20 protein-coding genes are annotated in these 19,602 nt (G+C 63.9%); 12 read left to right on the top strand and 8 right to left on the bottom strand.

Annotated features, from left to right (window positions below):
* The 3 genes from rsmD to HU766_RS14195 all read left to right on the top strand — a co-directional run.
* Nucleotides 1-588: 16S rRNA (guanine(966)-N(2))-methyltransferase RsmD (rsmD, locus tag HU766_RS14205; protein WP_238338612.1), on the top strand; the 588-nt coding region annotated here is incomplete at its 5' end.
* Nucleotides 589-695: 107 nt separating this feature from the next.
* The gene (locus tag HU766_RS14200; protein WP_186657883.1) at nt 696-839 is read left to right on the top strand and encodes a hypothetical protein; all 144 of its coding nucleotides are present in this window, start codon (nt 696-698) and stop codon (nt 837-839) included.
* A gap of 60 nt (nt 840-899) precedes the next feature.
* Nucleotides 900-1,892: a hydrolase gene (locus tag HU766_RS14195; RefSeq protein ID WP_186657881.1), complete on the top strand. Its 993-nt coding sequence runs from the start codon at nt 900-902 to the stop codon at nt 1,890-1,892.
* Between the two features lie 12 nt (nt 1,893-1,904).
* Here the strand turns inward: HU766_RS14195 and HU766_RS14190 are convergent, their stop codons facing one another.
* Together HU766_RS14190 and HU766_RS14185 are read right to left on the bottom strand one after the other, a co-directional pair.
* Nucleotides 1,905-2,759 carry a sulfurtransferase gene (locus tag HU766_RS14190; RefSeq protein ID WP_186657879.1) on the bottom strand — a complete coding sequence of 285 codons (855 nt, stop codon included), beginning with the start codon at nt 2,757-2,759 and terminating at the stop codon, nt 1,905-1,907.
* A gap of 35 nt (nt 2,760-2,794) precedes the next feature.
* Complete coding sequence (locus tag HU766_RS14185; protein WP_033702040.1) at nt 2,795-3,460, bottom strand: TetR/AcrR family transcriptional regulator; 666 nt, start codon at nt 3,458-3,460, stop codon at nt 2,795-2,797.
* 151 nt (nt 3,461-3,611) lie between these two features.
* On the opposite strand from HU766_RS14185, the gene HU766_RS14180 reads away from it, so the two are divergent.
* The 5 genes from HU766_RS14180 (at nt 3,612) to HU766_RS14160 (ending at nt 8,109) form a co-directional block, all read left to right on the top strand.
* Complete coding sequence (locus HU766_RS14180; protein ID WP_186657876.1) at nt 3,612-5,042, top strand: coniferyl aldehyde dehydrogenase; 1,431 nt, start codon at nt 3,612-3,614, stop codon at nt 5,040-5,042.
* A 10-nt stretch (nt 5,043-5,052) separates the two neighbouring features.
* Nucleotides 5,053-5,538: a hypothetical protein gene (locus tag HU766_RS14175; protein ID WP_047582168.1), complete on the top strand. Its 486-nt coding sequence runs from the start codon at nt 5,053-5,055 to the stop codon at nt 5,536-5,538.
* A 20-nt stretch (nt 5,539-5,558) separates the two neighbouring features.
* On the top strand, nt 5,559-7,157 hold the full coding sequence (locus HU766_RS14170; RefSeq protein WP_186657874.1) for a GMC family oxidoreductase: 1,599 nt from the start codon (nt 5,559-5,561) through the stop codon (nt 7,155-7,157).
* Nucleotides 7,158-7,268: 111 nt separating this feature from the next.
* Entirely contained in the window at nt 7,269-7,748 is a 480-nt protein-coding gene (coaD, locus tag HU766_RS14165) for a pantetheine-phosphate adenylyltransferase (RefSeq protein ID WP_016489662.1), read from the top strand.
* 109 nt (nt 7,749-7,857) lie between these two features.
* On the top strand, nt 7,858-8,109 hold the full coding sequence (locus HU766_RS14160) for a YfhL family 4Fe-4S dicluster ferredoxin (RefSeq protein ID WP_027592315.1): 252 nt from the start codon (nt 7,858-7,860) through the stop codon (nt 8,107-8,109).
* Nucleotides 8,110-8,141: 32 nt separating this feature from the next.
* Here the strand turns inward: HU766_RS14160 and mutM are convergent, their stop codons facing one another.
* Complete coding sequence (gene mutM, locus HU766_RS14155; protein WP_033702045.1) at nt 8,142-8,954, bottom strand: bifunctional DNA-formamidopyrimidine glycosylase/DNA-(apurinic or apyrimidinic site) lyase; 813 nt, start codon at nt 8,952-8,954, stop codon at nt 8,142-8,144.
* Nucleotides 8,955-8,957: 3 nt separating this feature from the next.
* Entirely contained in the window at nt 8,958-9,776 is an 819-nt protein-coding gene (locus tag HU766_RS14150; RefSeq protein WP_186657891.1) for an HDOD domain-containing protein, read from the bottom strand.
* Nucleotides 9,777-9,967: 191 nt separating this feature from the next.
* On the opposite strand from HU766_RS14150, the gene HU766_RS14145 reads away from it, so the two are divergent.
* Nucleotides 9,968-11,164: a class I SAM-dependent rRNA methyltransferase gene (locus HU766_RS14145; RefSeq protein WP_186657871.1), complete on the top strand. Its 1,197-nt coding sequence runs from the start codon at nt 9,968-9,970 to the stop codon at nt 11,162-11,164.
* A 38-nt stretch (nt 11,165-11,202) separates the two neighbouring features.
* On the opposite strand, the gene mgtE is transcribed toward HU766_RS14145, so the two are convergent.
* Nucleotides 11,203-12,258 carry a magnesium transporter gene (mgtE, locus tag HU766_RS14140; RefSeq protein WP_186657869.1) on the bottom strand — a complete coding sequence of 352 codons (1,056 nt, stop codon included), beginning with the start codon at nt 12,256-12,258 and terminating at the stop codon, nt 11,203-11,205.
* A 478-nt stretch (nt 12,259-12,736) separates the two neighbouring features.
* Here mgtE and ilvD point away from each other — a divergent pair, with 478 nt between their 5' ends.
* Complete coding sequence (gene ilvD / locus HU766_RS14135; RefSeq protein ID WP_186657855.1) at nt 12,737-14,578, top strand: dihydroxy-acid dehydratase; 1,842 nt, start codon at nt 12,737-12,739, stop codon at nt 14,576-14,578.
* A 96-nt stretch (nt 14,579-14,674) separates the two neighbouring features.
* Here the strand turns inward: ilvD and HU766_RS14130 are convergent, their stop codons facing one another.
* Nucleotides 14,675-15,535, bottom strand: coding sequence for a LysR family transcriptional regulator (locus tag HU766_RS14130; protein WP_186657852.1), 861 nt, complete (start codon nt 15,533-15,535; stop codon nt 14,675-14,677).
* Between the two features lie 140 nt (nt 15,536-15,675).
* Here HU766_RS14130 and HU766_RS14125 point away from each other — a divergent pair, with 140 nt between their 5' ends.
* Nucleotides 15,676-16,344, top strand: coding sequence for an NAD(P)H-dependent oxidoreductase (locus tag HU766_RS14125; protein WP_346656675.1), 669 nt, complete (start codon nt 15,676-15,678; stop codon nt 16,342-16,344).
* Nucleotides 16,345-16,355: 11 nt separating this feature from the next.
* Here the strand turns inward: HU766_RS14125 and HU766_RS14120 are convergent, their stop codons facing one another.
* Entirely contained in the window at nt 16,356-17,411 is a 1,056-nt protein-coding gene (locus tag HU766_RS14120) for a haloacid dehalogenase-like hydrolase (RefSeq protein ID WP_186657830.1), read from the bottom strand.
* Between the two features lie 240 nt (nt 17,412-17,651).
* Between HU766_RS14120 and HU766_RS14115 the strand changes: the two genes are divergently transcribed.
* Nucleotides 17,652-19,043: an L-cystine transporter gene (locus HU766_RS14115; protein WP_186657827.1), complete on the top strand. Its 1,392-nt coding sequence runs from the start codon at nt 17,652-17,654 to the stop codon at nt 19,041-19,043.
* Between the two features lie 33 nt (nt 19,044-19,076).
* On the opposite strand, the gene HU766_RS14110 is transcribed toward HU766_RS14115, so the two are convergent.
* Entirely contained in the window at nt 19,077-19,595 is a 519-nt protein-coding gene (locus HU766_RS14110; RefSeq protein ID WP_033702055.1) for a dihydrofolate reductase, read from the bottom strand.
* Nucleotides 19,596-19,602 lie beyond the last annotated feature (7 nt).

Genomic DNA, 19,602 nt, shown 5'->3' with positions numbered 1-19,602 from the left:
CCTCCCGCCCGCCCTCAAACGGGCCAAAGCAAGGGCCAGGGCCACCTGCGCATCATCGCCGGCGAGTGGCGCAGCCGCCGCCTGGCGGTGCCTGAAGGCGACGGCCTGCGGCCAACGCCTGACCGCGTGCGCGAAACCGTGTTCAACTGGCTTGCGCCTTACATCGAAGGCGCCCGGGTGCTGGATGCCTTTACCGGCAGCGGTGCTCTGGTGCTCGAAGCCTTGTCTCGCGGCGCCGAAGATGCCGTGGCCCTGGACAACAACCCAGCCGCCATCAGTAACCTCAAGGACAACCTCGAGCTGCTGCGCTGCCCACGCGGGCAGATCCTGCAGACCGACGCGCTGCGCTACCTGCAAAACCCGGCCAAGCAGCAGTTCGACGTCGTGTTCCTCGACCCGCCCTTCCATCAGGACCTGCTGGCCAACACCTGCAACCTGCTGGAGCAGAACCAGTGGCTGCGTGAACAGGCGTGGATCTACACCGAAAGCGAGACCGCGCCCTCGGCCTTGCAAATGCCCGGTAACTGGCGCTTGCACCGCGAGAAAAAGACCGGCCAGGTGCATTACGCGCTTTGGCAGCGCGGCTGACCGCCCGACTGCACGCCGGTTTACCGTGTTGGCGTAATTAGTTACAGCACAGTAACCGGCGCCATGGCTGAAGCTGCTCCTTCGTTTCTTGCAGGAGCACTTGCGCCATGTCCGAACACCCGTTGCGCGGTGTTGCCAGGAACAACAGCCTGGCCGCGCTACTCACCAATACCACCTATCAGCGGCAAGCGGATGACCACCTGAATACCTACATCGAGCGCTTGACCCAGCTGCCGGCTATCGACCAATAGCGCAGGTACAGGGGCAGCGTTTCATGGCACTCTAGGCAGGCACATCACGAGTCGCCCAGCATGCCCAGCCTCACTGCCCATTTTCGCCCGGCCGTCGGCCTGTCCAATCCGCACCTGCAAACCTTATGGGGCCCGCTCTGGCGCAAGCTGCCAGCGCTGCAGCGCGACCGCGAACGGCTGTGGCTGGCCGATGGCGATTTCATCGACCTCGACTGGCATGGCCCGCACCAGGCGGATGCGCCGCTGGTGCTGGTGCTGCACGGGCTGACCGGGTCTTCCCACTCGCCTTACGTCAAAGGCCTGCAGCAAGCCCTGCAGGGCCGCGGCTGGGCCAGCGTGGCGGTGAACTGGCGCGGTTGTTCGGGCGAGCCGAACCTGCTGCCGCGCAGCTACCACTCCGGCGCCAGCGAGGACCTGGCAGAAATCGTCGCGCACCTGCGCGCCCAGCGCCCATTGGCGCCACTTTATGCAGTGGGTTATTCGTTGGGTGGCAATGTGCTGCTCAAATACCTGGGCGAAAGCGGCTCGGCCAGCCAGCTGGAAGCTGCGGTCGCGGTGTCGGTGCCGTTTCGCCTGGACCAGTGTGCCGACCGTATCGGCCAGGGTTTTTCGAAGGTCTACCAGGCCCATTTCATGCGCGAGATGCTGGCCTATGTACAGCTCAAGCAGCGCCACTTCCGTGAGAAGGGCGAACACGAGCGGCTAGCAGCCCTGCAACGGCTCGGGCCCCTGACCAAACTGCGCACCTTCTGGGACTTCGACGGCAGGGTCACTGCGCCGCTCAATGGTTTCAACGATGCGCACGACTACTACCGCCGCTCATCGAGCCGCTTCTTCTTGGGCGAGAACCGCACGCCGACCCTGATCATCCACGCCAGCGACGATCCATTCGTGTCCAGCCACAGCTTGCCTTTGGCAAGCGAACTGGCAGCGCAGACGCAGTTTGAACTGCACAATCGCGGTGGCCATGTGGGTTTTGTCGATGGCAGCCTGCGCAACCCGGGGTATTACCTGGAACGGCGGATTCCGCAGTGGCTGGTAGAAGGCGCGTAGCAGCCGCCCGGGTCAATCCCCGGTCGCCACCCCACGCGCCGGATCATTGATCCACTCGCTCCACGACCCTGCATACAGCCGCCCCAGCGGATAGCCCGCCAGTGCCAGGGCAAACAGATTGTGGCAAGCCGTCACCCCCGACCCGCAGTAGGCCACCAACTGCTCTGGCGAGCGCCCCGCCAACTTTTCGGCAAACCGTTGCTTGAGTGCGTCGGCCGGTAGAAAACGCCCGTCGCCCCCCAGGTTGTCGGTAAACGCCGCGCACTGCGCACCAGGAATGTGCCCAGCAACCGGGTCGATCGGCTCGACTTCACCGCGAAAGCGCGGCAAGCCTCTGGCGTCGATCAACGTCAGCCCCGCATCGCCCAAGTGCTTGGCCAAGTGCTCGGCATCGATCAGCAACGTGTTATCCGGCTCACCTGTGAACGTACCCTCGCGCTTGAGGGGTGGGTCAAGGCTCAACGGCAGGTGCGCTGCATGCCATGCCTTGAGGCCGCCATCGAGGATCGACACGCCACTGCGCTTGCCCAGCCAGGCCAGCAACCACCAGGCGCGGGCGGCAAATGCACCGGGGCCGTCGTCGTAGAGCACCACCTGGCTGTCATTGTCCAGCCCCCACTCGCGCAGGCGCTCAACCAGCCGCCCCGCATCCGGTAATGGGTGGCGCCCCGTGCGTCCCTTGCTTACCGGGCCACTGAGGTCGCGCTCAAGGTCGGCGAAGTGGGCCCCGGCAATATGCCCCTCGGCATAGCTGCGTTGGCCATAGTCCACATCCTCGAGGGCAAAGCGGCAGTCGAGGATCACCAGATCGGGCGAGCCCAGACGCTCGGCCAACTGTTGCGGGGTGATCAATTGCGCAAGGGGCATGACTATCTCCTGATCGATGGCACGCGTGCCCTGGTTTACAGTTCCAGGGCCTGGTTGAACGGTACGTGGAATTCCTGGCACAGCGCGTCCACGGCATTGCGGGCGTCAACGGTGACGAAGCCGAGCTCCAGCACCAGTACCTGATAGACGCCGCGCTTGAAGGCTTCTTCACCCAGGTGCGCGGAGTGCTCACGCGTGGTGCTGAGAAAACGCACCCATGACGTCAGCACGATCCAGGCGTTGATGGTCAGCGACTCGATCTGCGCCGGCGCCATGGCCAGGATCCCCGCGTCGACAAAGCCCCGGTAAATCGCCTGGCCCTGGCGCAGGCAGCGCTCGGAAAACCGCCGATAGCGCGCGGCCAGCTCGGGGTCGCTGTCCAGCAGGTGTTCCAGGTCGCGGTGCAGGAAGCGGTAGTTCCACATCGCCGCGAGCAGGGCCTTGAGGTAGAAACGCTTGTCTTCCACCGTTGCGGCTCGCCCTTGAGGCGGGCGCAGAAAACTGTCCACCAGCGCTTCGTACTGGCTGAACAACAGGGCGATGATCGCCTGCTTGTTGGGGAAGTGGTAATAGAGGTTGCCGGGCGAGATTTCCATGTGCGCGGCAATATGGTTGGTGCTGACGCTACGTTCGCCCTGCTGGTTGAACAGCTCCAGGCTGTTCTGCACGATGCGCTCTCGGGTCTTCATGCGCGGGGCCATGCTCAGCTCCCAGTCTGCGGGCCTTGGTCAAAGGGTCATCTTACGGCTTATCCGCTGTGGAATGCACCGCTCGAACCCCAGGAAAAATTCGCACCATGGTACCGATTAGAGTATAGGCTCTAGGGACTCCCTCGCCCGGACTCGCGCCGATATGACCTCGCCCGTTGCCTTGCCTCCTGTGCATTCCGACCTCGACTTGACGGCGAGGTTCGCCGCTCAACGCCAGGCTTTTGCCGGCAACCCCACGCCACCGGCGGCGCAGCGCCGCCAGTGGTTGAAGAGCCTGCGCGAGGCACTGCTGGTGGGCCAGGCGCAACTGATCGAAGCCATCGACCAGGACTTTGACGGCCGTAGTGCCGACGAGACCTTGCTGGCTGAACTGCTGCCCTCGATCCAGGGCCTGCGACACGCCGAAAGGCATTTGCAACGCTGGATGCGCCCCGGCCGGCGCCGCGTAGGCCTGGCCTTCCAGCCCGCCAGCGCGCAGGTGCACTACCAACCCTTGGGGGTCGTCGGCATCATCGTGCCGTGGAACTACCCGTTGTTTCTCGCCATCGGCCCGCTGACCTGCGCCCTGGCAGCGGGCAACCGGGTCATGCTCAAGCTCAGCGAAGCAACGCCGGCCAGTGCCCAGGCACTCAAGCAGTTGCTGGCGCGCGTGTACCCCGAAGACCTGGTCAGTGTGGTGCTGGGTGAGGTCGAGGTTGGCCAGGCCTTTGCTCGCCTGCCGTTCGACCACCTGCTGTTCACCGGCGCTACCAGCGTGGGCCGCCAGGTCATGCTGGCTGCGGCCCACAACCTGACCCCGGTGACCCTGGAACTGGGCGGCAAATCGCCGGCCATCGTCTCGGCCAGCGTGCCGCTGGACAGCGCGGCCGAGCGCATTGCCTTCGGCAAGACCCTGAACGCCGGCCAGACCTGCGTAGCCCCCGACTACGTGCTGGTGCCGCGCGAACGGCTGCAGGCCTTCAGTGACGCTTACCAAATCGCCGTTCGGCGCCTGTACCCACATATCGCCGATAACCCCGACTACACCGCCATCATCAACCCGCGTCAGCTGCAGCGCCTGCAGCACCTGCTGGACGACGCCCGCGACCAAGGCGCCGAGGTGCTCGACCTGTACCCTGGCGAACCCCGTCAGGGGCGACGCCTGCCCCCCCACCTGCTGCTAGGGGTGAACGATGGCATGCAGGTGATGCAGGACGAAATTTTCGGCCCGCTGTTGCCGCTGGTGCCCTATGACACCCTCGACCAAGCCTTGGCCTACATCAACCAGCGCCCACGCCCCCTGGCCCTCTACTACTTCGGCTACGAGCGCACCGAGCAGGAGCATGTACTGCGCCACACCCACTCCGGTGGCGTGTGCCTGAACGACACCCTGCTGCATGTCGCCCAGGACGACCTGCCCTTTGGCGGCATAGGGCCTTCCGGGATGGGGCACTACCACGGCCACGACGGCTTCCTGACCTTCAGCAAAGCCAAGGCGGTGCTGGCCAAGCAACGCCTGAACGCTGCCCGCCTGATCTACCCGCCTTACGGCAAGGCCTTGCAGCGCCTGGTCTACAAGCTGTTCATCCGCTGAGCCCTGGCCCATGCAGCGCCGCGACCTGCTCCGTTTCAGCCTGGGAGCCAGTGCGTTCCTCGCCACCACCAGCCTGGTCGGCTGCACGGCGCAGTCGCCCGCCACCGGCTACCGGGCACTGCGCGACGACGACCTGCCCCTGCTGAGCGCGCTGATCCCGGTGGTGCTTGCCGGCACCCAGGCCGTCGATGGGCTGGTGCTGCACAGCCTTGATCACAAACTGGCGGCGCTGTCGCCAGAGATGCTCAAGCTCACCCGGCAATTGTTCGACGTGCTCAGCCTGCCGCTGACCCGTGGCCCCCTGACCGGTATCTGGGGCGCCTGGCAGCAAGCCAGCGCCGAGCAGATCAACGCGTTTCTGCAACGCTGGCAGGGCAGCTCGCTGAACCTGCTGCGCATGGGCCATGCGTCGCTGCTGCAACTGCTGCTGATGGCCTGGTACGAACGCCCGGAAGCCTGGGCGGCCTGCGGCTACCCAGGGCCACCGAAGATCTGACCACAACAAGAGCACCGCCAATGCCTGTAATCGACCCGTTTCGCCAAGGCCTCGAACGCGGCTGGATCACCCACGACGGCTCGCGCCTGGCGAATGATCTGACCCTGCAAGCGGACATCGCCGTGATCGGCAGCGGCGCGGGCGGCGCCACCAGTGCGCAGTTGCTCAGCGCCGCCGGGTTCAAGGTATTGCTGATCGAAGAAGGCCCACTGAAGACCAGCAGCGACTTCCACCTGCTGGAGAGCGAGGCTTACGCGAGCCTATATCAGGAGGGCTTGGGGCGGATGAGCAAGGATGGCGCAATCACCATTCTGCAGGGTCGCGCCGTGGGCGGCACCACGCTGGTCAACTGGACTTCGAGCTTTCGCACACCGCCACAGACCCTGACCCATTGGGCCCAGGAGCACCAGGTCAGCGGTTTGAGCAACGAAGCATTAGCCCCCTGGTTCGAACGCATCGAACAGCAGTTGGGCATAAGCCCCTGGGCCTTGCCGCCAAATGCCAACAACGAAGTGCTGCGCCGTGGCTGCGAACAGCTCGGCTATCGTTGGGCGGTGATACCGCGCAATGTGCGCGGTTGCTGGAATCTTGGCTATTGCGGCATGGGCTGCCCGGTCAATGCCAAGCAGTCGATGCTGGTGACCAGCATACCGGCCACCCTCGACCACGGTGGCGAGCTGCTGTACCTGGCCCGGGCAGAGCGCTTTGAGCACGACGGCGAACGCATCGCCGGGTTGCAGTGCAGTGCCCTGGACGCCAACGGGATAACCACCACCGGCAAGCAGATCAGCGTAAGCGCCCGGCACTACATTCTGGCCGGGGGCGGTATCAACAGCCCTGCCCTGTTGCTGCGTTCCAACGCCCCCGACCCGCACGCGCGCCTGGGCAAACGCACCTTCCTGCACCTGGTCAACTTCAGCGCGGCACGTTTCAACGCCCGCATCGACCCCTATTACGGCGCCCCGCAATCAATCTACAGCGACCATTTTCAATGGGTGGGCGGCAGCGACGGCCCGATCGGCTACAAACTCGAAGTGCCGCCCCTGCACCCGGCCCTGGCCAGCACCCTGCTGGGCGGGCATGGCAACGACAATGCCCAGCGCATGGCCGAGCTGCCGCACACCCACGTGATGCTGGCGTTGCTGCGCGATGGCTTCCACCCCCAAAGCCAGGGGGGCGCCGTCGAGCTGCGCGGCGATGGCTCACCGGTGCTGGATTACCCAATCAACGATTACCTGCGCGACGGTTTGCGTCGCGCCTACCGCAGCATGGCGCACATCCAGTTTGCCGCCGGTGCCACGCGGGTACTGCCGGTGCACGGCGATGCCCGCTACGCCAGCAGCCTGAGTGAAGCCCTGACGATGATCGACGAGCTGTCACTGGCGCCGTACCGCACACGCCTGGGCAGCGCCCATGTGATGGGCGGCTGCGCCCTCGGTGAAGACCCGCGTCAGGCGGTGTGCAACAGCTTGGGCCAGCACCACCAACTGGAAAACCTCTCGATTCACGACGGCTCGCTGTTCCCCACCAGCATCGGCGCCAACCCGCAATTATCGGTTTACGCCCTCAGCGCAAAGCTCACCGATGCCCTGATCACCCGCCTGGCACACAACGCATGACAACAAATGCACCCACTGTCTATAGTGCCATCAGCCGGCCGCACGACTTGGCCGGGCGCAATCGCTGCGCTACCATCCGACTCCCCAACGCACTCCAGCCAGGATGACGCGATGAACCGAGTGTTGTACCCGGGTACTTTCGACCCCATTACCAAGGGCCATGGCGATCTGGTCGAGCGCGCCTCGCGGCTGTTCGACCATGTGATTATCGCGGTGGCGGCCAGCCCCAAGAAAAACCCCCTGTTCCCGCTGGAACAACGGGTGGCGCTGGCCCGTGAGGTCACCAAGCACCTGCCCAATGTCGAAGTCATCGGCTTCTCTTCCCTGTTGGCGCATTTCGCCAAGGAACAGGGCGCCAACGTCTTCCTGCGCGGCCTGCGTGCGGTGTCCGACTTCGAGTACGAGTTCCAGCTGGCGAACATGAACCGGCAACTGGCCCCCGATGTCGAGAGCCTGTTCCTGACGCCTTCGGAGCGCTATTCGTTTATTTCCTCGACGTTGGTCAGGGAAATCGCGGCATTGGGCGGCGATATCAGCAAGTTCGTCCACCCCGTGGTGGCAGAGGCGCTGACCGAACGCTTCAAGAAGTAACGCCTGATCGCCTGAATATCGCGCCCGCGTGCACTGCGGGCGCGAATGCGGCACAATTGTGCCCATTGCGTTGAACATGCCCGGGCGGTGAGCCCCGGCCGGAGTCCCCATGTCCCTGATCATCACCGACGATTGCATCAACTGCGACGTCTGCGAACCCGAGTGCCCGAACGAGGCCATCTCCCAAGGCGAAGAGATCTACGTGATCGACCCTAACCTGTGCACTCAGTGCGTGGGCCACTACGACGAGCCGCAGTGCCAACAGGTCTGCCCGGTCGACTGCATCCCGCTGGATGAAGCGCACCCGGAGACCGAAGAGCAACTGATGGCCAAGTATCGTCTGATCACTGGCAAGGCCTGAGCCCTGCGAATGGGCCGCCAAGCGGCCCCGATTCAGCGCTGGCAGCGCGGGCAGAACACACTGGCCCGCTGCCCAAGCTTCACCTCGCGCAAGGTCGTGCCACACAGCTTGCACGGCATGCCACCCCGCCCGTAGACGTACAGCTCCTGCTGGAAGTACCCCGGCTGCCCATCCCCGCCAATGAAGTCGCGCAAGGTCGTGCCGCCCTGCTCGATGGCCGCCGCCAGCACCCGCTTGATCTCGATGGCCAGCTTCAGATACCGCGCCCGCGATATACCGCCTGCCTCCCGGCGTGGGTCGATGCCTGCGGCAAACAACGCTTCGGTGGCGTAGATGTTGCCCACACCGACCACGATCGCGTTGTCCATGATGAACGGCTTGACCGCCATCGAGCGCCCGCGCGACAGCTGGAACAGGCGTTCACCGTCGAACAGGTCGGTTAGCGGCTCTGGCCCCAGACGCAGCAGCAGCTCGTGGTTGAGCGGGTCGAGGCTCCAGAGCATGGCGCCGAAACGGCGCGGGTCGGTGTAGCGCAGCATCAGCCCCGACTCCAGCTCGATGTCGACATGCTCGTGCTTGGCCGCCGGCAAGCCCAGCTCGACCAGGCGCAAATTACCCGACATGCCCAAATGGCTGATCAAGGTGCCGACCTCGGCATTGATCAACAGGTACTTGGCGCGCCGCTCGACGCTGACGATACGCTGCCCCGACAGGCGCACATCCAGGTCTTCGGGGATCGGCCAGCGCAGGCGCCGGTCACGCACCACCACGCGACTGACCCGCTGGCCTTCCAGGTGGGGCGCGATGCCGCGCCGGGTGGTTTCTACTTCGGGTAGTTCCGGCATGTGTCAGTGCCCGCCCAGCTCTCGGATATTCTGCTTGAGGTTTTCGAAGTCGTAGTCCGACAAGCCAATGTAGTCGAGCACCAGCGGCCCCACCACCTCCCACTCGTGGTCAACGCTCTGGCTGCCCAGCACGCGGTAGGACGCGCAGATGTGCTCGGCCATCTTCAGCACCGCCAGCAGGTTTTTCAGCTGGCTCTGGGTATTGCGCGACGACTCGTCGCGGAACACCGCCAAGGCATTGTGGTGGTTGGCGATGGCCGCAGTGAGGTGCTCGGGCAGACGCCAGGATTTGGCGGTGAAATACCCCACTACCGAGTGGTTGGTATTGAACGCACGGTTTTCCGTATCGACCACACGGGTTTCGCCGTCGGCCTTGGCGTAGGCCTCTTCCAGCACCTCCATGTAGTTGGGGAAGCGCTTGAGCATCAGCGGCACGCCGCAATCATGGAACAGCCCAAGGGTGTAGGCCTCGTCCGCCAACTGCATGCCGGTGCGCTTGGCCAAGGTCAGGCAGGTCATTGCCACATCCTGCGCGGTGTCCCAGAAGCGGTTCAGGGTGACGATGGTCTCGTCGCTCATTTCGCCTTTGATCGACTGGGCGTTGATCAAGTTGATGATCGAACGGCTGCCCAGCAGGTTCACCGCACGCTGGATCGAGCCAATTTTGTTGGAGAGGCCGAAATGCGGGGAGTTGACCAGCTTGAGCAAGGCGCCGGACAAGCCCGGGTCCTGGGAAATCAGCTTGGCGATGGTTTCCAGATCCGGGTCAGGCATGTACTGCTCGAACTGCAGGTCAACCATGATCTGCGGTTGCGGCGGGATGGTAATGCCTTGCAAGGCTTGCTGGATCTGTTCGGCGCTGAGTTCTTGGGACATGCGTACACACTCGTTGAGGACGGCGAATTCTAACACCGGATCGTCTGGCTTTACGGCTGGCCAGCACTTTGTCGCGCCCAGCACCGCAGCAAGGGCCAACACGGTATACTCCCGCTCTTTTTTCCCGGAGCGACGTCATGTCCCTGCCCAGCCTTCGCCTCAAAGCCAATGCCGACCGCCGCCTGCGCGCTGGCCACCTGTGGGTCTACAGCAATGAAGTCGACGTCGCCGCGACCCCGCTGCAAGGCTTGCAGGCCGGCCAGCAGGCGGTCCTCGAGGCCGCCAACGGCAAGCCGCTGGGCATCGTGGCGCTGAGCCCGAACAACCTGATCTGCGCGCGCCTGCTGTCGCGCGACGTCAAGCTGCCACTGGACAAGTCGCTGCTGGTGCACCGCCTCAACGTCGCCCTGTCGCTGCGTGAGCGCCTGTTCGACAAGCCGTGCTACCGCCTGGTCTACGGCGACTCCGACCTGCTGCCAGGCCTGGTGGTCGACCGTTTCTTCGACATCCTCGTGGTTCAGCTGGCCTCGGCCACCATGGAGCTGCACAAGGACGACGTGATCGCCGCCCTGGTCCAGGTGCTCAAGCCAAGCGGCATTCTGTTCAAGAACGATTCCGCCGCGCGTGATGCCGAAGGCCTGCAGCGCTACGTCGAAACCGTTTACGGCGAAGTGCCGGACTGGGTTGCACTGGAAGAGAACGGCGTGCAATTCGAGGCCCCGGTACGTGAAGGGCAAAAGACCGGCTGGTTCTATGACCACCGCATGAACCGCGCCCGCCTGGCCCCCTACGTCAAAGGCAAACGCGTGCTCGACCTGTTCAGCTACATCGGTGGCTGGGGCGTGCAGGCCGGCGCATTTGGCGCCAGCGAAGTGTTCTGTGTGGATGCCTCGGGCTTCGCCCTGGACGGCGTCGAGCGCAACGCCGCACTCAACGGCATCAGCGAGAAACTGACCTGCATCGAAGGTGACGTGTTCGAGGCCCTGCGCGAGCTGAAGGCCGCCGAAGAGCGCTTCGACGTGATCATTGCCGACCCACCCGCGTTCATCAAGCGCAAGAAAGACCTGAAAAACGGCGAAGCGGCCTACCGCCGCCTCAACGAACAGGCCATGCGCATGCTCAACAAGGACGGCATCCTGGTGAGCGCCTCGTGCTCCATGCACCTGCCCGAAGATGACCTGAACAACATCCTGCTGACCAGCGCCCGTCACCTGGATCGCAATCTGCAACTGCTCGAGCGCGGCGGCCAAGGCCCGGACCACCCGGTGCACCCGGCCATTGCCGAAACCCGCTACATCAAGAGCATTACCTGCCGGTTGCTGCCAAACAGCTGATGCACTGCCCTGGGGCCGCCTTGCGGCCCCAAGGCACATCAGATACCCAGCACGTACGAAGCAATCCCGAAATACACCAGCACCCCCGCCGCATCGGCAATCGACGTCACCAACGGCCCGCTGGCAGTCGCCGGGTCGAACTTGAGCTTGGTGAACATGAACGGCAGGCTCATGCCGATCAGGCTACCCAGCAACACGATCACCAGCATGCTGCTGGCAACGATGATGGCCACGTCCACCCCACCGCGCAACGCACCCAGCGATGCCACCGCCACCGCCATGGTGGCCCCCAGCGCCAACGCCACACCGCACTCGCGCCCCAGCATCCGCAGCCAGTCACGCATCACCACCTCGCCCGTCGCCAGGCCCCGCACCATCAAGGTCGCCGACTGCGCCCCGGCATTGCCACCGCTGTCCACCAACAGCGGCAGGAAGAACACCAGCACGATATGCGCGGCAATGGTCTCTTCGAACGCGGCGATGCCCGCCCCCGAAAACAGGTTGCCGAACACCAGCAGCACCAGCCACAACACCCGCTTGCGGTACAACAGGCTGACCGTGGCATCCCGCAGGTTGCCCACGTGGTTGGTGATGGATGCGCCCTTGTGGAAGTCCTCGGTGGCCTCATCGACCACCACGTCGAGCGCATCGTCGCACGTCACCAGCCCCACCAGACGCCCGCCCTCGTCCAGCACCGGCACGGCCAGCAGGTCGTGCTGGCGTATCAGACGGGCCACCTCTTCCTGGCGGGTCGCGGTACACACGCAGATGACCTTGTGCACCATGATCTGCTCGATCGGCTGCTCGGGGGCGGCCAGGATCAGCTCGCGCAAGGACAAGGTACCGCGCAGGTTGCGCTGCTCATCAAGGACATAGGACTGATAGATCGTTTCGGCATCGGCGGCCTCGCGGCGCAGCATGTCGATGGCCTGGCTGGCAGTGAGGCCGGCATCGAGGCACGAGTATTCGCTGGTCATCAGGTAACCGGCCGTGCCTTCGCGGTAGCCGTGCGGGTGCAGCAGGTCGTCGCGACGCGCCTGGGCGGCCTGGCGCAGGTCGAGGGGGGAAACGCAGAGATCGGAAGAGTGTTGCATGAGGTTCTCCAGGCGCCGACGCAGGCACCTGCAAACCTCAGCCACACGGGCTCAAGCCTTCGCAGGCCCTGGCGGCGACGCGCTCAGTGCCAATTTACGAGTTCGGTATGAACTGAAACTGGGAAGGTCCATTGAGGGTGTATCTCGTGAAGCCGCACATGCGGCGGGCGGATCATAGTCAGCCTGGGCCGGCGGGTCAGCCCTTGAAGCGCCGTTTCGGAAGGGTCCTACAAACTACCGGCTATTCGGCCAAAGCCACCGCCCAGACACATCGCCATTCCCTCGCCGCGCCAGCGGTGTAGAATCGGGCTATTCATCGCCAGTCATCCCCGGCGGGTTTATGAGCTCTGGTCGAGCACGCGGCGATCCCGTGGTGTCTTCGGCCCCATCCGTGCCAGTGGCAACCGGCCTAAGGCGCATAGGACAAGAGAAGCTCACTCCCCTTTTTGTGACCTGATTAAGCCGCCAGGAGTGCTTCATGCCTGATTATCGTTCCAAGACTTCCACCCAAGGCCGCAACATGGCCGGCGCTCGTGCCCTGTGGCGCGCCACCGGGATGAAGGACGAAGATTTCAAGAAACCGATCATTGCCATCGCCAACTCGTTCACCCAGTTCGTCCCGGGCCACGTGCACCTGAAGGACCTGGGCCAGCTGGTTGCCCGCGAGATCGAGCGCGCCGGTGGCGTGGCCAAGGAATTCAACACCATCGCGGTCGACGACGGCATCGCCATGGGCCACGACGGCATGCTGTACTCGCTGCCTAGCCGCGAGATCATCGCCGACGCCGTGGAATACATGGTCAACGCCCACTGCGCCGACGCCATCGTCTGCATCTCCAACTGCGACAAGATCACCCCCGGCATGCTGATGGCCGCCCTGCGCCTGAACATTCCGGTGATCTTCGTCTCCGGCGGCCCAATGGAAGCCGGCAAGACCAAGCTGGCCAGCCACGGCCTGGACCTGGTCGACGCGATGGTCATCGCCGCCGACTCCTCGGCCTCCGACGAGAAGGTCGCCGAATACGAGCGCAGCGCCTGCCCGACGTGCGGTTCGTGTTCCGGCATGTTCACCGCCAACTCGATGAACTGCCTGACCGAAGCACTGGGCCTGGCCCTGCCGGGCAACGGTTCGACCCTGGCCACCCACTCCGACCGCGAACAGCTGTTCCTCACGGCTGGCCGCACCATCGTCGAGCTGTGCAAGCGCTACTACGGTGAGAACGACGCGTCGGTGCTGCCGCGCAGCATCGCCAACTTCAAGGCGTTCGAAAACGCCATGATGCTCGACATCGCCATGGGCGGTTCGACCAACACCATCCTGCACCTGCTGGCCGCGGCCCAGGAAGGCGAGGTGGCGTTCGACCTGCGTGACATCGACCGCCTGTCGCGCGTGGTGCCGCAGCTGTGCAAGGTGGCGCCGAATATCCAGAAGTACCACATGGAAGACGTGCACCGCGCCGGCGGCATCTTCAGCATCCTCGGCTCGCTGGCCCGTGGCGGCCTGCTGCACACCGACCTGCCGACCGTGCACAGCCGCAGCATGGAAGAAGCCATCGCCAAGTGGGACATCACCCAGACCGACGACGAAGCGGTACACACCTTCTTCAAGGCCGGCCCGGCGGGCATCCCGACCCAGACCGCGTTCAGCCAGTCGACCCGCTGGGAAACCCTCGACGACGACCGTGAAAACGGCTGCATCCGCAGCTTCGAGCACGCCTACTCGCAAGAGGGCGGCCTGGCCGTGCTGTACGGCAACATCGCCCTCGACGGTTGCGTGGTGAAAACCGCCGGTGTCGACGAGTCGATCCACGTGTTCGAAGGCAGCGCGAAGATCTTCGAGAGCCAGGACAGCGCCGTGCGCGGCATCCTCGCCGACGAAGTGAAGGCCGGTGATATCGTGATCATTCGCTACGAAGGCCCGAAAGGCGGCCCGGGCATGCAGGAGATGCTCTATCCGACGTCGTACCTGAAGTCCAAAGGCCTGGGCAAGGCTTGCGCCCTGCTCACCGACGGTCGCTTCTCGGGCGGTACCTCAGGCCTGTCGATCGGCCACGCCTCGCCGGAAGCCGCCGCTGGCGGCGCCATTGGCCTGGTGCGCGACGGCGACAAGGTATTGATCGACATCCCCAACCGTTCGATCAACCTGCTGGTCAGCGACGAAGAGCTGGCTGAGCGCCGCGTCGAGCAGGACAAGAAAGGCTGGAAACCTGTTGAAGTGCGCCCGCGCAAGGTGACCACCGCCCTCAAGGCCTACGCCCTGCTGGCGACCAGTGCCGACAAGGGTGCGGTACGCAACAAGGCGATGCTCGACGGGCTGTAAGGCTTTCCAGCGTTCGAAAAACCGGCGCCCTGTGCGCCGGTTTTTTATGCCTGACGGATCAAAACCAGCGCCGAGCGACGAGAGCAACTACCTTGCTTACAAGTCTGCGCCGACCCTGGCAACACATTGGCGCAACTGCGCCAGCAGCAGGGCAACCGAGCGTTTCGGTTTCGCCGCCGCTGTCAGCACAAACTGCGCATGGGGCAAGGGCGGCAGCGTTGGCACTTCCAGCAGCCCTGCGGCCAGGGCGGCCGTGCGAGTGACCGGTGTTACCCCTAGACCGCCGCTCACGGCTGTCATCAAGCCTCCGGCACTTGGGCTCTGGCAGACGATACGCCATTGCCGCCCCGCGCGCGCCAGCGCCTCGATGGCAGCAGCCCGATAGGGGCACTGGTCAGAAAACACAGCCAAGGGAACAGCGGTGGACTCATCATCTGCAAGCAGCGCCAGCGGCCCTCTCGCCCAGACCAGCGGCTCGGACCACAACAGCTCACCAGGCTCATCACCGTTGCAGCGGCTACCCAGGACAAAATCCAGCCCACCGGACTGCACCAGCGGGAGCAACTCCCCTGTCAGGCCGACTTTCAGCACAAGCTCAGTATCCGGGTGAGCGACCGAGAATCGGCGCAGGCAGTCGATCACCGGCGCCTTGACCATCTCCTCGCTCAAGCCCACGAGCACAGTACCTGAAACCCGCCGCCCCACACCAAGGCTTGCACGGGCATCGTCATGCAGCGCCAGGATGGTGCGGGCATAGCCTGCCAACCGCGCACCTGCTGGCGTCAGGCTGACCGAGCGGGTGGTGCGCTCCAGCAACTTGTGCCCGGCTTCGCTCTCGAGCCGCCGAATGTGCGCGCTGATCGCCGATTGCGTCAGGTGCAGCCGCTCGGCAGCACGGGTAAAACCACCGCTGTCGGCAACGGCAAGCAGGCTACGCAGAAGGACAGTATCGAACACGAATTGATCACCTATCTCACTCAATGAGGCGAGCATACGTTATTTCTATAATGGATCATCCTCAATCAGACTTTGCGCAGCCCGCCTGTGCACTCAAGCACCAGCGGACATGTCATCAACGCTGCCAAGGAGAAGCACCCGTGGTTGAACGTGTCTTGTATGTGTGCGCCTCACCGAGAGGAGAGCGCTCGGTTTCCGCTCAGATTGCCGAAGTCTTTCTGTCGGCGCTGGCAGAGCGCAAAGCCATAGAGGTAGACCGCCTGGACCCTTGGGAATGCGCGCTGCCCGAGGTGGATGGCGACCTGCTTGCGGCCAAGTACGCAGGGCTTGCCGATGCCCCGCTTTCACCCGCGCAAACCGCTGCATGGGCCCAGATCACAGCGCTCGCCAAACGCTTCCATCGAGCGGATACGTTGCTGTTCAGCGTGCCGCTGTGGAATTTCGGCATACCGTACAAGCTCAAGCACCTGATTGACGCGATTTCGCACAAGGGCGTTCTGTTCACCTTCGACGAGCAAGGCTTGAACGGCATGCTGGGCGGGCGCCGGGCGGTGGCCATCTACACCCGCGGACTGGGGTATGGCCCCGACTCGCAAACGCCCGACCAGGCGTTTGGCCTGGAAAAACCCTTCCTCGATGCGTGGTTCCGCTCTGTCGGCATCAACCGGGTGCACAGCATCGTGGCCGAACAAACGCTAAGCCCTGCGGGCGCCAGCGTCCGTGCCAGCGCCCTCGTAGAAGTGAGCTTGCTGGCGCGCAACATCGATCAGGCACAGGCCCGCACCATCATCGTCGGCCGCAGCGGCTGAGGTGCGCCCCGTTACTGGATCTGCTCCGGCGTGACGATCACCCAGTTCTTGTCAGCCGTCACCGGCAGCCCTTCCTTGGCCTGGGCGGCTGCATGCTTGGCGATCATCCCGTTGAGTTGGTCCATGTACTTGGCCTTGCGGTTTATCCACAGGTGGATGCCCCCCTTGCCCACATCCACGCCGTGGAACTGCATGTAACCATCGCTGGTCGGCGTGTCGCCCCCGACCAATACCGGTTTCTTCCATTCATCGATGTAGGTGAGGATCGCCGCCTGCTTGCCTGCCATCCACGTTGCCGGTGTCCACAGGTACGGCGTCAGTTCGAGGCCTTCATTGGCCTTGGGGTCATAGTGGCCGGCGCCAATCTGCTTGCGCGCCGTGGTCAGCTGGCCGCTGGCGCGGTCTTTGAGCAGCAGGCTGACACCAATGACATTCTGCGGCTTCACGTTGTAGCCGTACTTCGGGTCGGACGCGACCATGCGTACCAGTTCTTCGGAGGCGGCAGAAATTACATACACCTCGATGCCATTCTCCATCAGCTTGTTGAACAGCTCGGCCTGGCCGGCGAAGACCTTGGGCGGCTGCACCTCGATGGCCTTGACCTGGTCACCTTCGAAGTAGGTGCTGGGCACGGGCTTGCCCGAGGCCATCAAGGCATCGACCTGGGCCTTCAGCTCTTTCAGGGTAAAGCCCGAGAACACCTGGGCCACCCACGGGTAGCAGACCATGTCGTCGATTTCGCACAGGCGGTAGTAGTAACTGAACAGGCTTTCCTTGTGCTCGGCCGTGTCCTTGAACGGGATCAACTTCAACGAAGGGTCGAGCTTGTCGCGAGTCAGCAGGCCCTGGTTCTCCATGAACGGCAGCAGCGCCTCTTCAAGGTCGTGGCGGTAGCTGGTGTTGTCCATGTCGAACACCGCGTAGTTACCTTTGTTGGCGTTGGCGGCGATCATGCTGTCGAGCTGTTTGGCGGCCTCGGCGGGCCAGTGCTTGAGTTCGGTGGCCCAGGCCTGGACACTGAACAGCAGGGAAAGACCGACGGCGAAGGCTTTCGGAGCAAGCTGCATGTACGAATCTCCTGAAATGACCAGGCAACGCTAGCCCAACATACCGCACCCGCCAGCCCTGACAACGACGCCCAGGCAGCTTGAAACGTCGTGTTCATTGCTTTTTGCGACACGGCGTTATTCCATTAACGACTAAGCAAATTCCATTTGGGTATAAATTCGTTTGTTTTCAGGCTGTTAGCATTTCCGTTCGCAATCGCTCACAGAGGCGATGCCTCTTCTGTTCTTGTTGGAGCTTCAATGAACCTGCCGCTGTCACTCAACCTGCTGGCGTTCCTGGCCCTGTTGCTGGGCCTGGCACAAACCCGCCATACCCAATGGAGCCTGGCCAAGAAAGTCTTGCTGGGCCTGGTGCTGGGCGTGGTATTCGGTTTGGTCCTGCACACGATCTATGGCGCTGGCCACCCGGTACTGAAAGCCACCATCGCCTGGCTCGACCTGGTCGGCAACGGCTACGTCGGCCTGTTGCAGATGATCGTCATGCCACTGATCTTCGCTTCGATCCTCAGCGCGGTGGCGCGCCTGCACAATGCCTCCTCGCTCGGGCGCATCAGCGTGCTGAGCATCGGTACCCTGCTGCTGACCACGGCCATCGCCGCGCTGATCGGCATCGTCCTGACCAACCTGTTCGGCCTCACTGCCGACGGCCTGGTGGCGGGCGTGCAGGAAAGCGCCCGGCTGCAAGCGATCCACAGTGACTACGCGGGCAAGGTCGCCGACCTCAACATCCCTCAACTGCTGCTGTCGTTCATCCCCAGCAACCCGGTGGGCGACCTGGCGCGGGCCAAGCCGACCTCGATCATCAGCGTGGTGATCTTCGCCGTGTTCGTCGGCCTGGCCGCCCTGCAACTGATCAAGGACGATGCCGAAAAAGGCGAGCGCGCCCTGTCGGCCATCGACACCCTGCAGGCCTGGGTGATGCGCCTGGTGCGCGTGGTGATGAAGCTCACCCCCTATGGCGTGCTGGCCTTGATGACCAAGGTGGTGGCCAGCTCCAACCTGGACGACATCCTCAAGCTGGGCAGCTTTGTGGTGGTGTCGTACATCGGCCTGGGGCTGATGTTCATGGTGCATGCCCTCATCCTGGCTGCGACCGGGGTAAGCCCGCTGCGCTTCTTCCGCAAAGTGTGGCCGGTGCTGACGTTCGCCTTCACCAGCCGCTCCAGCGCCGCCAGCATCCCGCTGAATATCGAAGCACAGACCCGCCGCCTGGGCGTGCCGCAATCGATCGCCAGCTTCAGCGCCTCGTTCGGCACCACCATTGGCCAGAACGGTTGCGCTGGGCTGTACCCGGCGATGCTGGCGGTGATGGTCGCCCCGGCGGTTGGTATCGACACCTTTGACCCGCTGTGGATCGCGACCCTGGTCGCCATCGTCACCCTGAGCTCGGCCGGGGTTGCCGGGGTTGGCGGCGGTGCCACCTTCGCCGCGCTGATCGTGCTGCCGGCCATGGGCTTGCCGGTCGAGTTGGTGGCGCTGCTGATTTCGGTGGAGCCGTTGATCGATATGGGGCGAACGGCCCTGAACGTGAATGGTTCGATGACGGCTGGGGTGGTTACCAGCCAGCTGTTGAAAGAGACCGACAAAGGTGTGCTGGCCGATGATCAGCATGCAGAGTTGAGCCATAGCTGAGATGGCTAGGGGCTGCTTCGCAGCCCCACACTCTCAAACCCTTTCCCAAACGTCGAAATGGTAAGCCGGCCCAGCCCCTTCAGGCGCCTGCGGCTCACTCGATACCCGCCGCCACTGGTGCTCGTCGAACGCCGGGAACCAAGCATCGCCCTCAGGCGATAGCTCCACACGGGTCAGGTACATGCGGCTCACCAGCCCCTTCTCCAGCGCCTGCCCATACAGTTGCGCACCGCCAATCAGCATCAACTCATCGACGCCCTGCTCGCGCGCCCACTGGTCAGCCCGCACCAGCGCAGCTTCCAGTGACGCAAACACCTCGGCGCCAGGCAGTTGCAGCCCCGGCTGGCGGCTGACCACGATATTCAACCGCCCCGGCAATGGCCGGCCCAGCGAGTCCCAGGTCTTGCGCCCCATGATGATGGGCTTGCCCAGGGTCGTGGCCTTGAAGTACTTGAAGTCCCCCGGCAGGTGCCAGGGCATGGAATTGTCGATGCCGATCACGCGGTTCTCGGCGAGGGCCGCGATCAGGCTGAGAGGGAGTGTGCTAGTCATGCTGGCG

The organism is Pseudomonas sp. SWRI77 (assembly GCF_014269105.1).
GTDB lineage: Bacteria > Pseudomonadota > Gammaproteobacteria > Pseudomonadales > Pseudomonadaceae > Aquipseudomonas > Aquipseudomonas capeferrum.
The sequence above is the reverse complement of the archived record's forward strand: the minus strand, read 5'-3'. Positions and strand labels throughout refer to the sequence as shown.

Coding starts and splice junctions, on each gene's coding strand:
- HU766_RS14170 (WP_186657874.1), top strand. CDS start 5,559: ATGCCTGTAATCGACCCGTTTCGCCAAGGCCTCGAACGCGGCTGGATC.
- HU766_RS14145 (WP_186657871.1), top strand. CDS start 9,968: ATGTCCCTGCCCAGCCTTCGCCTCAAAGCCAATGCCGACCGCCGCCTG.
- mutM (WP_033702045.1), bottom strand. CDS start 8,954: ATGCCGGAACTACCCGAAGTAGAAACCACCCGGCGCGGCATCGCGCCC.
- ilvD (WP_186657855.1), top strand. CDS start 12,737: ATGCCTGATTATCGTTCCAAGACTTCCACCCAAGGCCGCAACATGGCC.
- HU766_RS14110 (WP_033702055.1), bottom strand. CDS start 19,595: ATGACTAGCACACTCCCTCTCAGCCTGATCGCGGCCCTCGCCGAGAAC.
- HU766_RS14120 (WP_186657830.1), bottom strand. CDS start 17,411: ATGCAGCTTGCTCCGAAAGCCTTCGCCGTCGGTCTTTCCCTGCTGTTC.
- HU766_RS14200 (WP_186657883.1), top strand. CDS start 696: ATGTCCGAACACCCGTTGCGCGGTGTTGCCAGGAACAACAGCCTGGCC.
- HU766_RS14180 (WP_186657876.1), top strand. CDS start 3,612: ATGACCTCGCCCGTTGCCTTGCCTCCTGTGCATTCCGACCTCGACTTG.
- HU766_RS14115 (WP_186657827.1), top strand. CDS start 17,652: ATGAACCTGCCGCTGTCACTCAACCTGCTGGCGTTCCTGGCCCTGTTG.
- HU766_RS14195 (WP_186657881.1), top strand. CDS start 900: ATGCCCAGCCTCACTGCCCATTTTCGCCCGGCCGTCGGCCTGTCCAAT.
- mgtE (WP_186657869.1), bottom strand. CDS start 12,258: ATGCAACACTCTTCCGATCTCTGCGTTTCCCCCCTCGACCTGCGCCAG.
- HU766_RS14185 (WP_033702040.1), bottom strand. CDS start 3,460: ATGGCCCCGCGCATGAAGACCCGAGAGCGCATCGTGCAGAACAGCCTG.
- HU766_RS14190 (WP_186657879.1), bottom strand. CDS start 2,759: ATGCCCCTTGCGCAATTGATCACCCCGCAACAGTTGGCCGAGCGTCTG.
- HU766_RS14160 (WP_027592315.1), top strand. CDS start 7,858: ATGTCCCTGATCATCACCGACGATTGCATCAACTGCGACGTCTGCGAA.
- HU766_RS14175 (WP_047582168.1), top strand. CDS start 5,053: ATGCAGCGCCGCGACCTGCTCCGTTTCAGCCTGGGAGCCAGTGCGTTC.
- coaD (WP_016489662.1), top strand. CDS start 7,269: ATGAACCGAGTGTTGTACCCGGGTACTTTCGACCCCATTACCAAGGGC.